The 13,580-nt window shown below is 63.8% G+C and carries 16 protein-coding genes; 9 read left to right on the forward strand and 7 right to left on the reverse strand.

The annotated features are described in order from the left end of the window. Positions 1 to 14 precede the first annotated feature (14 nt). The 3 genes from hypE to BR00_RS07710 are packed head-to-tail and all read left to right on the forward strand — an operon-like array spanning position 15 to position 2,019. Positions 15 to 1,013: a hydrogenase expression/formation protein HypE gene (gene hypE, locus BR00_RS07700; protein WP_496477012.1), complete on the forward strand. Its 999-nt coding sequence runs from the start codon at positions 15 to 17 to the stop codon at positions 1,011 to 1,013. Further along, positions 1,013 to 1,543 (forward strand): 3'-5' exonuclease, encoded by a 531-nt coding sequence (locus BR00_RS07705; protein WP_496477013.1) that lies wholly within the window; start codon positions 1,013 to 1,015, stop codon positions 1,541 to 1,543. Before hypE ends, BR00_RS07705 begins: the two co-directional genes overlap by 1 nt. A 14-nt stretch (positions 1,544 to 1,557) precedes the next feature. Continuing rightward, complete coding sequence (locus BR00_RS07710; protein ID WP_496477014.1) at positions 1,558 to 2,019, forward strand: hypothetical protein; 462 nt, start codon at positions 1,558 to 1,560, stop codon at positions 2,017 to 2,019. A gap of 105 nt (positions 2,020 to 2,124) precedes the next feature. Here BR00_RS07710 and BR00_RS07715 read toward each other — a convergent pair whose 3' ends face one another. Continuing rightward, positions 2,125 to 2,289, reverse strand: coding sequence for a hypothetical protein (locus BR00_RS07715; RefSeq protein ID WP_496477168.1), 165 nt, complete (start codon positions 2,287 to 2,289; stop codon positions 2,125 to 2,127). Positions 2,290 to 2,460: 171 nt separating this feature from the next. Here BR00_RS07715 and pdxS point away from each other — a divergent pair, with 171 nt between their 5' ends. The 4 genes from pdxS to BR00_RS07735 are packed head-to-tail and all read left to right on the forward strand — an operon-like array spanning position 2,461 to position 5,715. Beyond that, positions 2,461 to 3,339, forward strand: coding sequence for a pyridoxal 5'-phosphate synthase lyase subunit PdxS (pdxS, locus tag BR00_RS07720; RefSeq protein ID WP_496477015.1), 879 nt, complete (start codon positions 2,461 to 2,463; stop codon positions 3,337 to 3,339). Next, complete coding sequence (pdxT, locus tag BR00_RS07725; RefSeq protein ID WP_496477016.1) at positions 3,339 to 3,893, forward strand: pyridoxal 5'-phosphate synthase glutaminase subunit PdxT; 555 nt, start codon at positions 3,339 to 3,341, stop codon at positions 3,891 to 3,893. Before pdxS ends, pdxT begins: the two co-directional genes overlap by 1 nt. Positions 3,894 to 3,949: 56 nt before the next feature. Continuing rightward, positions 3,950 to 5,212, forward strand: coding sequence for an amidohydrolase (locus tag BR00_RS07730; RefSeq protein WP_496477017.1), 1,263 nt, complete (start codon positions 3,950 to 3,952; stop codon positions 5,210 to 5,212). Continuing rightward, on the forward strand, positions 5,209 to 5,715 hold the full coding sequence (locus tag BR00_RS07735) for a cob(I)yrinic acid a,c-diamide adenosyltransferase (protein ID WP_496477165.1): 507 nt from the start codon (positions 5,209 to 5,211) through the stop codon (positions 5,713 to 5,715). The genes BR00_RS07730 and BR00_RS07735 overlap by 4 nt, the downstream gene beginning before the upstream one ends. A gap of 3 nt (positions 5,716 to 5,718) precedes the next feature. On the opposite strand, the gene amrS is transcribed toward BR00_RS07735, so the two are convergent. Continuing rightward, positions 5,719 to 6,735 carry an AmmeMemoRadiSam system radical SAM enzyme gene (gene amrS, locus BR00_RS07740; RefSeq protein ID WP_496477018.1) on the reverse strand — a complete coding sequence of 339 codons (1,017 nt, stop codon included), beginning with the start codon at positions 6,733 to 6,735 and terminating at the stop codon, positions 5,719 to 5,721. A gap of 3 nt (positions 6,736 to 6,738) precedes the next feature. Beyond that, positions 6,739 to 7,053, reverse strand: a complete 315-nt coding sequence (locus tag BR00_RS07745) for a hypothetical protein (protein ID WP_496477019.1) — start codon at positions 7,051 to 7,053, stop codon at positions 6,739 to 6,741. A gap of 71 nt (positions 7,054 to 7,124) precedes the next feature. On the opposite strand from BR00_RS07745, the gene purM reads away from it, so the two are divergent. Then, the gene (purM, locus tag BR00_RS07750) at positions 7,125 to 8,171 is read left to right on the forward strand and encodes a phosphoribosylformylglycinamidine cyclo-ligase (RefSeq protein ID WP_496477020.1); all 1,047 of its coding nucleotides are present in this window, start codon (positions 7,125 to 7,127) and stop codon (positions 8,169 to 8,171) included. Between the two features lie 247 nt (positions 8,172 to 8,418). On the opposite strand, the gene BR00_RS07755 is transcribed toward purM, so the two are convergent. Next, positions 8,419 to 9,750, reverse strand: coding sequence for a KamA family radical SAM protein (locus BR00_RS07755; RefSeq protein WP_496477021.1), 1,332 nt, complete (start codon positions 9,748 to 9,750; stop codon positions 8,419 to 8,421). Between the two features lie 24 nt (positions 9,751 to 9,774). Here BR00_RS07755 and BR00_RS07760 point away from each other — a divergent pair, with 24 nt between their 5' ends. Continuing rightward, the gene (locus tag BR00_RS07760; RefSeq protein ID WP_496477022.1) at positions 9,775 to 10,131 is read left to right on the forward strand and encodes a hypothetical protein; all 357 of its coding nucleotides are present in this window, start codon (positions 9,775 to 9,777) and stop codon (positions 10,129 to 10,131) included. A gap of 292 nt (positions 10,132 to 10,423) precedes the next feature. Here the strand turns inward: BR00_RS07760 and BR00_RS07765 are convergent, their stop codons facing one another. The 3 genes from BR00_RS07765 to BR00_RS07775 all read right to left on the reverse strand — a co-directional run bounded on the left by BR00_RS07765 (position 10,424) and on the right by BR00_RS07775 (position 13,529). Next, positions 10,424 to 11,062: a peroxiredoxin gene (locus BR00_RS07765; RefSeq protein ID WP_496477023.1), complete on the reverse strand. Its 639-nt coding sequence runs from the start codon at positions 11,060 to 11,062 to the stop codon at positions 10,424 to 10,426. Positions 11,063 to 11,077: 15 nt separating this feature from the next. Further along, positions 11,078 to 12,487 (reverse strand): MBL fold metallo-hydrolase, encoded by a 1,410-nt coding sequence (locus tag BR00_RS07770; RefSeq protein WP_496477024.1) that lies wholly within the window; start codon positions 12,485 to 12,487, stop codon positions 11,078 to 11,080. Positions 12,488 to 12,701: 214 nt separating this feature from the next. Beyond that, positions 12,702 to 13,529, reverse strand: coding sequence for a flagellin N-terminal helical domain-containing protein (locus BR00_RS07775; RefSeq protein WP_496477025.1), 828 nt, complete (start codon positions 13,527 to 13,529; stop codon positions 12,702 to 12,704). Positions 13,530 to 13,580 lie beyond the last annotated feature (51 nt).

Here is a 13,580-nt window from a genome sequence, read left to right on the forward strand (position 1 = left end):
GTAAGGACCTCCCTATGGACCGCATTCTCTTGGACGCCGGAAGCGGGGGCAAGGCCTCGCACCGCCTGATCCACGACCTCTTTTTCCGGCTGCTGGATAACGACTATCTCACCCGCATGGACGACGCCGCACTCTTGCCCGTTTCCGGGCCTGTGGCGGTGAGCACCGACGGATTCACCGTGAGCCCGCTCTTTTTCCCTGGCGGCGATATCGGCGCCTTGGCGGTGCACGGTACGGTCAACGACGTGGCCATGCTCGGCGCCCGGCCCCGCTTCCTCACCGCGGCCTTCATCATCGAAGAGGGCTTCCTGGTGGCGGACCTCGAGCGCATCGTCACCTCCATGGCCAAAGCCGCCAAGGAGGCCGGGGTGCTCGTGGTGGCCGGAGATACCAAGGTGGTGCCCAAAGGTGCGGCGGACGGCATGTTCATCACCACCACCGGCATCGGTGAGGTGTTGGCGCAGCCCGCACCCAGCGGCCACCGGGCCCGGCCCGGAGACGCGGTGCTCGTGAGCGGCTTTCTGGGGGACCATGGTCTGGCCATCATGGCGAGCCGCGAAGGCCTTTCCTTCGACGTGCCGGTGGTTTCCGACTGTGCGAGCTTAAATGGCCTGGTGGAGGCCGTGCTTGCGGCGGTGCCCGAGGTGCACGTGCTGCGCGACCCCACCCGCGGCGGCCTCATCACCACCTTGAATGAAATCGCCGCCCAATCGGGCGTGGAGATCCAGGTGGAGGAAGCGGCCGTGCCGGTGCGGCCGGAAGTGGCTTCCGGATGCTCTTTCTTGGGGCTCGATCCGCTCTATCTCGCCAACGAGGGCAAACTCGTGTGCCTGGTGCCTGAGGCGCATGGCGACGCCGCCCTGGCGGCCTTGCGCGCCCATCCCTTGGGCCGGCACGCCGCACGCATCGGTACGGTTGCGGCCGGCCCCAGCCGGGTGGTGATCACCACGCCCTTGGGCGGCCAGCGCCTGGCGGATATGCTGGAGGGCGAGCAGCTGCCGCGCATCTGCTGATGTCCGTCTTTGTCGCCCTGGATTTCGAGACCGCGGACGGCAGCCGCGAGAGCGCCTGCGCCGTGGGCCTGGTGCGGGTGGAGGCCGGGCGGGTGACGGCGCGGCTGGCGCGTCTCATCCGGCCCCCGCACCTGACCTTTTCGCCGTTTTGCGTCCGCATTCATGGCATCACCCCGGCCATGGTGGCCGATGCCCCGGATTTTGGGCAGTTGTGGCCGCAGATCGCCCCCCTTGTGGCCGGAGCGCGGTTTCTGGCCGCCCACAACGCGCCCTTCGATCGCGCCGTGCTTGCCGCCTGCTGTGGGCGTTACGGCATCCCCATTCCGGCAGTGCCCTTCGTCTGCACGGTGCGCCTTTCCCGCAAGGCATGGAATCTTCCTTCCGCAGCCTTGCCTGCGGTGTGCCGGCACTTGGGCATTTCCTTGAAGCACCACGACGCCGCTTCCGACGCATGGGCGTGCGCGCGCATCGTTTTGGCCATCCAGAAGGATGCGCCCGAGCTGCTTTCCCCCTATTTCGATCATCCTTGATTTCGGAGAATACGATGCTTTCTTCCAGCGAGATCCGGGCCAAGGTCTTTTTGACCATACTGGGTAAATTCCAATGGAGTGAACCGCAGCGCCACGAGGCCATTCGCGAGTATCTTCTCGTCACGCTTCCCAATATCACCCCCGACGCCGCCACCCGCTTGGCGGAGCTGGTGCCGGCGCTCATGCCCAAGCTCTACGAGAAATGGATTTCCGCATTTGTGGACCGGCTGCTGGAGACCATCCCGGATGCCCAACTGCAGGTGCTCGTGAGCGGTGGGGAAGAAAACGACGCGGCCTTGTGCCTGGTGTTTCTCATGTTCCTGGAGTCCGCCCGCATGGAGGCGCAGATGGAGGCCGACTTGCGGGAGTACGCCGCCGCCCATGCGACCGATCCGGACATGGGCGATCTCGTGGCCCAGTATCTGCGCGCCAAAGTGGCGGAACTGGCCCGGGAGGCCCGGGGGACGGTGCAGTAGATCGGCGTTGCGGGTGCCCCTTTTCGGGGTGGTCTGACTCCGGCGTCGTCACAGGGCTCTGCGGCCCAGGGTGCGGTCCACCACCTGGCGGACGTCCGCCAGACATCAGCGGCCTTTGGGATTGGTGGTGGCGCAGCTGCAGCCGCCCTGGGCCTTTTCACGCACAATACCTTCCATGATGGTGCTTCGGCCATGGGCCCGGACGTCGGCGATGATGTCGGCCTCGGTATAACCGAAGCAAAAGCAGATGGTCGGCGATGGGGCGGACATGGGACCTCCTTGGAGATGCGGCTGGTTTTTCTCCCCCATGCCGTGACCTGCTGTCTCCAGGGTCTCAACCAGGAAAATTCCTCCTGATTTTGTTCCTCAAGGATTCCTTCTTGTGCTGCGCCCGCTGGTGGGCATCATGGCGTTTTGCCAGCAATCACAAGGAGGACGACGATGGAGACACGCGACGTATTGGGCGAGGGACTGGCGCGCATGCTCAAGGGTGGGGTGATCATGGACGTGGTGAGCCCGGAGCAGGCGGTGGTGGCGGAGCAGGCCGGGGCCTGCGCGGTCATGGCCTTGGAGCGGGTACCGGCGGATATCCGCGCCCAGGGCGGGGTGGCGCGCATGTCCGACCCTGGGCTCATTCGCGAGATCATGGCTGCGGTGAGCATTCCGGTCATGGCCAAATGCCGCATCGGCCATTTCGTGGAGGCCCGCATCCTGGAGGCCGTGGGCGTGGACTACATCGACGAGAGTGAAGTCCTGACCCCGGCGGACGAATCCCATCATATCGACAAGCGTAGCTTTCGCGTGCCCTTTGTGTGCGGCTGCCGTGACCTGGGTGAGGCCCTGCGCCGCGTTGCCGAGGGCGCGGCCATGATCCGCACCAAGGGTGAGGCGGGTACCGGGGATGTGTCCGAGGCGGTGCGCCATGCCCGCTTGGTGCAGGGGGCCATCCGGCGTCTGTGCTCCATGGCCGAGGACGAAGTGGCCGCCTACGCCAAGGAGCTGCGCGCTCCCCTGGATCTGGTGTGGCAGACGCGCCGGCTCGGCCGCTTGCCGGTGGTGCATTTTGCCGCGGGCGGCATCGCCACGCCGGCCGATGCGGCGCTCATGATGCACTTGGGCATGGACGGGGTGTTCGTGGGCTCCGGCATCTTCAAGAGTGCAGACCCGCAGGCCCGCGCCCGGGCCATTGTCCAGGCGGTCACGCATTTTGCCGATTTTGAGAAACTCGCCGAGATCAGCGCCGGCCTGGGCGAGGCCATGAGCGGCGTGGCGGTGCAGCAATTGGCGGACGCGGCCCGTCTGGCGCAGAGGGGCTGGTGATGCGCATCGGAGTGCTGGCCCTGCAAGGGGGCTTTGCCGAGCACGCCGCGGCCCTTGCGCGTTTGGGCATTGCGCACCGGCAGGTGCGTGTCCCCAAGGACCTGGAAGGGCTCTGCGGCCTCATCATCCCCGGCGGAGAGAGTACCAGCTTGGGTATCCTTGCCGCCGCCGGCGGGCTCGTGGAGCCGCTGCGCTCCTTCGCCGCCACGCGGCCGGTGTGGGGGGTGTGCGCCGGATTGGTGTTCTTGGCCCGGGATCCGGGGCGCCATCAGACCACGTTGGGGGTGATGGACATCCAGGTGGCGCGCAACGCCTATGGCCGCCAGCGGGAGAGCTTTCAGGCCGAGGTGCAGGTGGCGGACCTGGGAGCCTTCCCTGGGGTGTTCATCCGCGCCCCGCGCCTGGTGGCCTGGGGGAAGGCCGTGCTCCCCTTGGCCTGGCGTGGGGATGAGGTGGTCGGCGTGCGCCAGGGAATGATCTGGGCCACGGCCTTTCATCCGGAACTCACCGCCGACACGCGCCTGCACGCCCTGTGGGCGCAGCAGTGCCGTTGACAGGGGCGCGTTCCTCGCGCACCTCTGCCTGTCAAGAAATGCGTGCGGAGGTCGCTATGTCCCTTTTGATCCGTGGGGCCCTGCTCCCCGAAGGGGTGCGGGACGTGCTCATCGAAGATGGCCGCTTTGCCGCCATCGCCCCGGAGATTTCCCTGCCGGCGGACGAGGTGCTGGACGCCCGGTCCTTGGCCCTGTTCCCGTCCTTCTCCAATGGCCATACCCATGCGGCCATGACGCTCCTGCGCGGCTACGCCGACGACATGGAGCTCCATTCCTGGCTCTCCACCAAGATTTGGCCCTTTGAGGCCCACTTGAGCGCCGAAGACGTCTATTGGGGGGCCAAGCTCGCCTGCCTGGAGATGATCAAGACCGGCACCACCTTTTTCGTGGACATGTACTGGCACCCGCGGGCCACGGTCCGCGCCGCCGTGGAGATGGGACTGCGCGCCGGGGTGTGCGGGGCCTTTTTCGATTTTGGCGACCCGGCACGCGCCGAGGCCATGCGTCGGCAGGTGACGGACCTGTACACGCAAAGCCTGGAGGATCCGGATTCGGTCTTCTTCGTGGTGGGTGCTCATGCCATCTATTCGGTGTCGGCGCCGTCGCTGGTGTGGTTGTCGGACTTTGCCCGGGAGCGCGGTCTCATCCTCCACCTGCATCTTTCCGAGACGCGCAAAGAGGTGGAAGACTGCGTGCGGGAGCACGGGGTGCGGCCGGTGGTGTACCTGGACCGCCTTGGGGTGCTCGGCCCGCATGTGGTGGCGGCCCATGGGGTCTGGCTGGACGACGCCGAGCGGGAGCTCCTTGCCCGCCACGGGGTGGGGGTGGTGCATAGTCCGGTATCCAACATGAAACTGGCCTCCGGGGCTTTGGACTACGGTGCGCTGCGTCGCGCCGGAGTGCGGGTGGGCCTGGGCACCGATGGCTGTGCGTCCAACAACAACTTGGACATGCGCGAAGAGATGAAGGTCTCATCCTTGCTCGCCAAGCTGTTGAGCGCGGACCCGTGCGCCCTGCCGGCGGCGGAGGCCCTGTATACCGCCACCCGCGGCAGTGCGGAGATCTACGGCCAGGAATGTGGCCGCCTTGCCGTGGGCGCACCGGCGGACTGTATTTTGGTGCGCCTCGACGACACGTGCATGACTCCGGTGCATAATGTGGTTTCCAATTGGGTGTATAGCGGGGGCCGCGTCCTCTACACCATCTGCGCGGGGCGGATCCTCATGCGCAACGGCGTGGTGGATGGTGAAGACGAGATCTTGCGTGAAGCCCGAAGATGCGCCGCCCACCTGTGCGAGAAGGCCCAATGCACCCCGTGATCATCGTCTATACCGGGGAGGGCAAAGGCAAGACCTCGGCCTGCGTGGGCCAGGCGGTGCGGGCCCGAGGACACGGCATGACCGTCGCCTTCGCCCAGTTCATGAAGCGTCCCCATCAGGCCGGGGAGCAGCGCTTTCTGGCCGAGTTCTTGGGCGAGCGTTTTTATGCCGGTGGGCTCGGATTCTTGCGCCGCAGCGAGGATTTTCCCGCCCACCGCGCCGCAGCGCAAACGACCCTTGCCTGGGCGCACGCCCAGGTGGACTCCGGCTGCCGGATGCTCGTTTTGGACGAGGCCGTCTATGCCTTGGGCTATGGGCTGCTGGAGCGCTCGGAGCTGGAGGCCGTGCTCGACAGCGCTCGTGCCGCTGCCTGCCATGTGGTGCTCTCGGGCCGCGGGGCGCCGTCGTGGCTGGTGGCCCGGGCCCATATCGTCACCGAGATGCTCCCGCTGCGCCACGCCTACGCCGAGGGTGTCGCGGCGCAGGCCGGGGTGGAGTTCTGATCGTTACGGCAACGAGCGCGAAGGAGCGGCGATGATGGTCTGGCCGCAGTGGCGGCAGGCGCCGTCGCGAAGGGCCATTTCTGTTACGTGAAACCCCAGGCGGCGGATGACGGTGTGGCCGCAGCCCGGGCAGAGGGTGTCTTCCAGCCCTGCTTCCCGCACGTTTCCCACGAACACGAAGTGGAGTCCCGCGGCCCGGCCGATGTCGCGCGCCCGCAGCAAGGTGGCGCGGGGTGTGGGCGGCACGTGGGGCATTTGGTGGCATGGGTGGAAACGGGAGACGTGCCAGGGGGTGTGGGGCCCGAGTTCTTGGGCAAGGAAGCGGGCGATGCTGGTGAGCTCCGCGTCGCTGTCGTTATGGCCGGGAATGATCAGGGTGGTGACCTCCACATGCCACCCCATGCGCCGCATGGCCACGAGGTTTTTCTGCACCGTGACCAGACGGCCGCCGCAGATATTGCGGTAGAAGCCCTCGCTTCCTGCCTTGAGGTCGATGTTGGCGGCGTCGATGCGTTCGCCAAGGAGCTTCAAGGCCTGGGGGCTTTGAAAGCCGTTACTCACCAACACCGTGGCGAGGTGACGCTGCCGGCACTGGTCCGCTGTGGCCGCCACAAGCTCGAGGAACACCGTGGGTTCGGAGTAGGTGAAGGCCACCGAGGCACAATCCAGGCGTCGGGCGGCCTGGGCCAGCTCGGCCGGGTCCACTTCGTCGCCCTGGATGGGGCCGCGCACGCAGGAAAGACTCCAGTTTTGGCAGAAATGGCAATGGAAATTGCAGCCTTGGGTGCCCAGGGAGAGGGTCGTGGTGCCTGGCAGAAAATGGAAGAGCGGCTTTTTCTCGATGGGATCCACGTGGAGGGCGGCCACCCGGTAGCCCACCAGGGAAACCAATTGCCCACCTTCGTTGGCGCGCACCTGGCAGCGGCCGCGCGCACCTGGACTCAGGCGGCAGAAATGTCCGCAGGCCTGGCAGAGGATATTGCCTGCGGCAAGGGGCTTTCCGAGCAGGGCCGGGCGCATGGGCTACTCCGTGGCCGGCAGGAGCACGCGGGGCGGCTTGGGCGCAGGCGGCTGCACCTCCAGATCCAAGTGCAGTTCGGGGGCCAGGAGGATGGGGCCTTCGTGACGGGGCGCCTGCGGGGTGACGCGGATGGACTCTTCCGTGGCGTTGTCGGTAAAGAGAATGCTTTCCTGGTCGAAAAAGCCCTGGGTCTCGGCCTGGGGAGTGCTTTCCATGACGATGCCTTGGGCGTGGGCCCAGGGGACGGCGGTCAGGGCGAAGGCCAGGGCCGCAAGGCAGACAGTTGCTTTACTTGAAGGGGTGGGGCGCGTATTCATGAAAGCCTCCTGGGGCGTTGACGTGTCCAGCGTATCCGATGCCGCCCCATGGAAGCAAGAGGGAGGAAGTTATGGAACATCGAGACCAGGCCTACAAGGCCGCTGGCGTGGACATCCAGGCGGGCAATGCCTTGGTGGAGCGCATCAAGAAGCATGTGGCCTCCACCCGCACCAAAGGGGTGATTGGCGATTTGGGCGGTTTTGGCGGACTCTTCAAGCCGGTGCTCGCCAACTATCGCGATCCGGTGTTCGTGGCCGCCACGGACGGTGTGGGGACCAAGCTGCGCATCGCCTGGGACCTGGGCCGTCACGACACCATCGGCATCGACCTCGTGGCCATGAACGTCAACGACATCGTGGTGCAAGGGGCCAAGCCGCTCATCTTTTTGGATTACTTTGCCACCGGCAAGCTGGACGTGGACGTGGCCGAGCAGGTCATCGCCGGCATCGCCGAGGGCTGCCGTCAGGCGGGCTGCGCCCTCATCGGCGGTGAGACCGCGGAGATGCCGGATTTTTATCGTCCGGGCGAATACGATCTCGCCGGGTTTTGCGTGGGGATCGTGGACAATGACCGCATCGTGGACAGCTCTTCCGTGGGCGTGGGCGATGTCGTCATTGGCTTGGCCTCCAGTGGCGTGCACTCCAATGGGTATTCGCTGGTGCGCAAAATCGTGGCGGAAAGCGGTGCTCGCTTGCAAGACCCGCTCGCCGACTCGGACCAGAGCTTGGGCGAGGCGCTGCTCACTCCCACACGGATCTATGTGGATACGGTGCTTCACCTGCTGCGGGACTTCGAAATCCACGCCATGGCCCACATCACGGGCGGCGGGTTCTACGACAATATTGTTCGGGTCCTGCCCCGGGGAACCATGGCGCATATCACCTTTGGCGCCTGGCCCGTGCCGCCGGTCTTCCGCTGGCTGCGTGAGCGCGGAGGGCTGTCCTGGGAAGAGATGCTCCAGATCTTCAACTGCGGGGTGGGGTACGTGCTCATGGTCAAAAAGACCCTGGCCCAGGAGATACTGGATCGTCTTCATGCCCTGCACTGTCCTGGATGGATCATCGGCGAGGTGCGGGAACGGCCAGAGGGCGCGGCGGCGGTGCATATCGCCATGTAGTCCTGTCCGAGGGATTGGAGAGAAGGCGCCGTACGGCGCCTTCTCTCTTAGGGCCCCGCGGGCCGGGCGGATGCCACAGGTGGCTTCAGAAGGTGGGTGTGCTCCGGTCGGTGGGTGCGCGGGTCGGTGGCTTTTCCGTGCCCTGGCGTGAACAGGGGCTGCTGCGGTAATTTCCGAGCTCAGGGGGCGTTATGCCGGAAAGGTGGCGGGCGGCTTCATGCGCGGTGGAAGGTGCGCGCCGCCATCTCTAGTAATAATACCAGATGCTCGCGTAATCCTGGAGATTTTCCCCCAGCGCCTGCAACTTGGCAAGGTATTCGAGGATGGGGATGTCCTCGCCGACGTACGACTCTCGCTCCACGATGTTCTTTTCCCAGGGATGGAACTCGTACACCCGGGCGCCGTCTTCTTTGATGGCGACGAGATCGCGGTTTTGGAGAGCGCGCACATAATTTTTTCCCAATCCCGGCACGTTGAATACCGGAGCGTCGGTGCGGTGCAGCCCCGGAAGAAGGCGGGCTTCTTCTTGTTGCTCCTGAAGGATGCGGGCCATGGGCACACGGAAGGCGTCGGTTTCTTTTTTCCCCTTCATGACAAAGGTGTAGTAAGGGTCCACTCCGCACTTTCTCAGAAGTGTGCGCAGCGCAGCGGCCTCGAATTTTCTGGAAACATAGAAGGTGTAGACGAGCTGGTTGTAGACACTGACGCCGTTGGTCTTGAGGCGGTTGACTGCCGCGACGAACTCTGGGGTCACTTCAGCAACGTGTTCCACATGGGTCATCACGCAGACTTCCCGTCGTCCGGGTTGCCGGAGCGAGCCAAGGAAGCGGGCCAGGTCGTCGGTGATGCGCATGGGCAGCGTCACCGGAATACGGGTGCCGATACGGATGCACTCCACATGGTCGATGGCGGCAACGGCCTGGAGGATGCGCATCAGGACGCTATCGCCCAGAGCGAGTGGATCGCCGCCGGTGACGAGGACCTCTTTGATGGCAGGGTGGGTGCGGATCCACTGGAGGGCGCGATCCAAGGCATCTTTTCTTGCCATGGCGTTGGGGGCCATGGCGGGTTTGATCTCCCAATTGCGCTGGCAATACACGCAGATCTGCGGACACGTGTTGAATGGCTTCAAGATCACGACCCGGGGATATCTTCTGGTGATGCAGTCCACGGGGGAGGTGTCGGCCTCGCGCATGAAGTCCAGGGATTGGGCGTCACCTTGAGCGTATTTACGCATTTCTTGGACGTATTCCATTCCAGGAATCACTTGGGCGCGGACAGCCAAGTCTCTTTGCGCCTGTGGATCGTCATCCAGAAGGGATGCATAATATGGCGTTATGGCGAAAGGAATCGTATTGTGGTGCGCCAGCCGTAATGCTGATTCCTCATCGGGAAGGAGTGTTGCGCATTTTTTGATGTCATCTGGTGTCTTGAGTATGTTTTGCATATGCCAATGCCAGTCGTTCCACTGCGCATCGTCGGCACCAAGCGTGCGCAAAATATGTGCCTTTCTCGACATCCTCCGTTCTATGGCTTGCTCGGAGAGCCCTGTTTCGTAGCGCGATATATACGCGTCCATGGTTGTGGAGATCTCATCGAGTTCTTGAGAACGAATGATGGCCGCTTCTCTGCCTTTGATATCACCATAAAGAGATGGTTTTTTGATGGTAAACTGGGGCGATCCGCTAAGCCCATGAAGCAAGTGGGCAAGTTCTGCAAAGAAGCCTTCCTGGAGATCATCGCGAGTGACCCCATGGGCGATGTCGTGGAGGATTTTCGGGAAGGATATCCCGGAAATTTCTTCGGATCGTTTTGCAAGAAGCGAACGAAAGGCACGGGCGCAATCGCGGACGATGATGGACTGGGTGGTGGAGATGTCCTCGTAGTTTTGGGAGGAGAAGGTGTATTGTATTTCTGTGACTTTTTTATAGAGTATTTCTCTTGTCTCTTCTACATCTGAGGAATTTTGAATACACTGAAAAATCCATGGAAATTTGTCACGCACGTATGTGGCCGTGTATCTCTGCATCGTTCCTCCTGAAAAAGGGTCTTCTTCAGCGTTGAGCAGTTCGTGTACCGGCTTACAGGCGCGTGTGTCAAATGGCGGGGGGCTGTGGAGTGCGGGAGCGACGAGGGGGCTGGCGCTGCGTGTATCGGGTGTGGGGATGGGGGGCGCCTGTGTTGGGGGCAGCGGAGCGCGCAAGGGCCGGATTGCTCCGGCCCAAGGATACGTCGGTGTTTCGGGGGGGGAGTTAGAGCTTGCGGTAGCAGAACCACCAGTCGAAGCTGTCGGCCTGGCCGGTGCGTTCGGTGGCGGTTTTCACGTCTTTGGCCGGGGGGATGATGACCTTGTCGCCGATGAGCTCGTTGTTGGGCCAGCCTGCGGGGATGGCCACGCCGTGGGCATCGGAGGTTTGCAGGGCTTTGACGCAGCGCAGGATCTCATCCATGTTGCGGCCCACTTCCTGCGGGTAGTAGAGCATGATGCGCAGGAAGCCCTTGTCGTCCACGATGAAGACCGCGCGCACGGTGTTGGTGCCTTTTCCTGGATGCACCATGCCGAGTTTGGCGGCGACGCGGCCCATATCGTCGGCGATGATGGGGAACTGGATTTCTTCTTTGAGCTGTTCGCCAATCCACTGCACCCATTTGATGTGGGAAAACACCTGGTCGATGGACAGGCCGATGAGTTCACAATTCATGGCCTTGAATTCCGGATAGCGCTTCTGAAAGGCCACGAATTCCGTGGTGCATACCGGGGTGAAGTCCGCTGGGTGGGAGAAGAGGACGAACCATTTGCCTGCCATGGCCTCCGGCAACTTCATGGTGCCGTGGGTGGTGACCACTTCCATTTCCGGAAAGGCTTCGCCGAGCAGAGGGATACCAGACATCGCGTTTCTCCTTGTTTAGATGGTTGCGGATGGAGAGGAAGATTCCTGGGTGAGCAACCGGCCGGAGCGGGTCCAGGCCAGGATGCCGCCGGCCAGGGATTTGACATTGGCATAGCCGTGCTGCCGCAAAAACGAACCGGCCATGTTGGAACGGTAGCCGGAGCCGCAGTAGACCACGATCTCCTCGTCGGTGGGCAGGGTGCAGCAGGCGGCGAGGATTTCGGTGAAGGGTTGGTGTTCGGCCCCGGGGATGCGTCCGGCGGCCCATTCCTGGGGGGTGCGTACGTCCACGAGCCGGGGCGGTTGGGCGCCTTTGAGGCGTTCGGCCAGTTCATGGGCGTTGATTTGCGTGAGGCGATGCACCGGACGGCCGGCGTTGATCCAGGCCTGGATGCCGCCGGCCAGGTATCCGAGAATGTTGTCGTAGCCGATGCGGATAAGCTCGGTGCGCATGGTGGCAAAGCCTGCGGCGTCGGCGACCACGAGGAGGATCTGCGCCTTGGGGTCCACCACCATGCCCACCCAATTGGCCAGGGACTTTTCCAGACCGATGTTGAGGGCCCCGGGGATGTGCCCTCCGCCGAAGGCGACGCCGTCCCGGGCGTCGATGATGACGGCTCCGGCCTCCATGTGGCGGGTGAACTCGTCCACGCTCAAGGCAAGCTCCCGCGGGCAGCGCTCGAGAAGCGGCGCGCCTTTGGCGTTGGTGGCGATGATGTGGGTGAAGCTCTTGGGGCGCACGGGAAAGTCCTGGCGCATGGCCGCGGCAAAGGCCTCGCGAGAGTCGAACTGCAGGCGCGGGTTGTGGCGGCGTTCATAGCCCAGGGTGGTGCTGGTCTTGGGGCTCATGCCCTTGCCGCACAGGGAGCCGGAGCCATGGGCCGGGTAGACCTCCAGGTGATCGGGCAGGGCGCCGAGCTTCACGAACAGGGAGTGGTAGAGGTTGGCGATCTGCTCTTCGAGTACGGCCTCGCCCACGAGATCCGGTCGCCCGATATCGCCCACAAAGAGCAAATCTCCGGTGAGGATGAGCCAAGGTTCGGCAGAGCGGGCCAGGTCCGAGACCAGGATGGAGAGGGAGTGGGGCGTGTGCCCTGGGGTGTGGATGACCTCGAGCCGGGCCGATCCGGCTGTGAGCACCGTGCCTTCCGGCAGGGGGGTGAACGGGAAAGAGACCGGGGAGTCCGGGTGCATGGCGATGGGCGCACCGGTGCGGGCCGCCAGCTCATGGGCCCCGGAGACGTGGTCCGCGTGCACGTGGGTGTCGATGATGTGGGTGATGCGCATGCCCTCATCCCGGGAGATCTGCAGGTATTCGTCGACGTCCCGCTTGGGGTCCACGACGATCATCTCCCCGGCGGCAGGGCAGCCCAGCACGTAGGAAAAGCAGCCGAGGCCAGGGACACGGATTTGTTGAAAATACATGGGATACTCCTTGGTAGGGTTCGTGACGTCAAATTCTTATTGAGAACTTTTAGTAATTGTCAAGGTTTTTCAAAAAACAGCGGAAGGCTTGGGGAGGCCAAGATATGGCGTCCTGGAATCGTCTCAAGCCTAGGGACGACTTTGACAGGTGTGTACCCCTTTTCGCCGGGTATTGTCAAAAACTGGAGGAAAGCGGGAGGAAACGGAGTGTTTGTCAGCCGGCAAGATCCACCAGGGTGCCGGTGGAGCGCAGCAGCAAGCGCAGGAAGACCTCTTCGATGGACAGGGTGGGGGTGACGCGCCGGGCCTCGGCGGCCTGGGCCAGGAGGTCCGATTGGGCCTGGAGTTGGCTTGCGTGGCCGGTGAGGTTTTCCTCGCGGCGCGTGTAGATGTCCGCCAGAGTCTCGGTGCCGGTGATGGCGGAAGACAAGGCGGTGATGGCATTTGCTCGGGCCGTGGGGTCGCTCAAGTCGGCGTTGATGGTGGCCCAGTCGAGGACACTGGTGTCGTCCAGGCGCTGGAAGGCGATGAAAAAGCCGTCCTGGGGCAGCCCCTGGATATAGACCCGGCCTTGGGCGTCGATGCGGTCTGTGGGCCAGGTGCTGCCGTTGAGCAAGGGGATCCCGTTGTACTCGGTGGTATCCACGATGCTTTGCAGCTTGGCGTAGAGGGGGTCATACTGCGTCTGGGCCACTGAAGCGGAGATAGTGCCGGCGTCCACGGCATCGGCGAGGTCTTTCATCTCCTGGAGGATATCCTTCATGCTCCCTACGCTGCTGGCCGCCATGCCCACCATGCTGGCTGCTTCGCGCACGTTGCGGGCGTTTTGGCCGATGCTGCGGGAGTCTGCCCGCAGCCGTCCGGTGATGGCCTCGTCCGAAGGGTTGGTGAGGGGAATGAGCGGGGGCTTTCCCAGGACCATGCGCCGCAGATTGGCCCCCACGGTGGAGCCCTGGAAGTAGACATTGAGCAGCCAGTCCTGCTGCCAGAGGGCGTTGGCGGTGTCGGCGATGAACAGACGCTCGAAGTCGGTCAGGGCCATGGATGCTCCAGGAGGATAGAAGTACACGTATTCTATCGGCTGGGCGTGGAA

It is taken from the genome of Thermodesulfomicrobium thermophilum DSM 16697, from assembly GCF_059568695.1.

Coding starts and splice junctions, on each gene's coding strand:
- BR00_RS07715 (WP_496477168.1), bottom strand. CDS start 2,289: ATGTCCGCCCCATCGCCGACCATCTGCTTTTGCTTCGGTTATACCGAG.
- pdxS (WP_496477015.1), top strand. CDS start 2,461: ATGGAGACACGCGACGTATTGGGCGAGGGACTGGCGCGCATGCTCAAG.
- BR00_RS07705 (WP_496477013.1), top strand. CDS start 1,013: ATGTCCGTCTTTGTCGCCCTGGATTTCGAGACCGCGGACGGCAGCCGC.
- BR00_RS07770 (WP_496477024.1), bottom strand. CDS start 12,487: ATGTATTTTCAACAAATCCGTGTCCCTGGCCTCGGCTGCTTTTCCTAC.
- BR00_RS07765 (WP_496477023.1), bottom strand. CDS start 11,062: ATGTCTGGTATCCCTCTGCTCGGCGAAGCCTTTCCGGAAATGGAAGTG.
- BR00_RS07775 (WP_496477025.1), bottom strand. CDS start 13,529: ATGGCCCTGACCGACTTCGAGCGTCTGTTCATCGCCGACACCGCCAAC.
- BR00_RS07745 (WP_496477019.1), bottom strand. CDS start 7,053: ATGAATACGCGCCCCACCCCTTCAAGTAAAGCAACTGTCTGCCTTGCG.
- amrS (WP_496477018.1), bottom strand. CDS start 6,735: ATGCGCCCGGCCCTGCTCGGAAAGCCCCTTGCCGCAGGCAATATCCTC.
- purM (WP_496477020.1), top strand. CDS start 7,125: ATGGAACATCGAGACCAGGCCTACAAGGCCGCTGGCGTGGACATCCAG.
- BR00_RS07710 (WP_496477014.1), top strand. CDS start 1,558: ATGCTTTCTTCCAGCGAGATCCGGGCCAAGGTCTTTTTGACCATACTG.
- pdxT (WP_496477016.1), top strand. CDS start 3,339: ATGCGCATCGGAGTGCTGGCCCTGCAAGGGGGCTTTGCCGAGCACGCC.
- BR00_RS07730 (WP_496477017.1), top strand. CDS start 3,950: ATGTCCCTTTTGATCCGTGGGGCCCTGCTCCCCGAAGGGGTGCGGGAC.
- BR00_RS07755 (WP_496477021.1), bottom strand. CDS start 9,750: ATGGACGCGTATATATCGCGCTACGAAACAGGGCTCTCCGAGCAAGCC.
- hypE (WP_496477012.1), top strand. CDS start 15: ATGGACCGCATTCTCTTGGACGCCGGAAGCGGGGGCAAGGCCTCGCAC.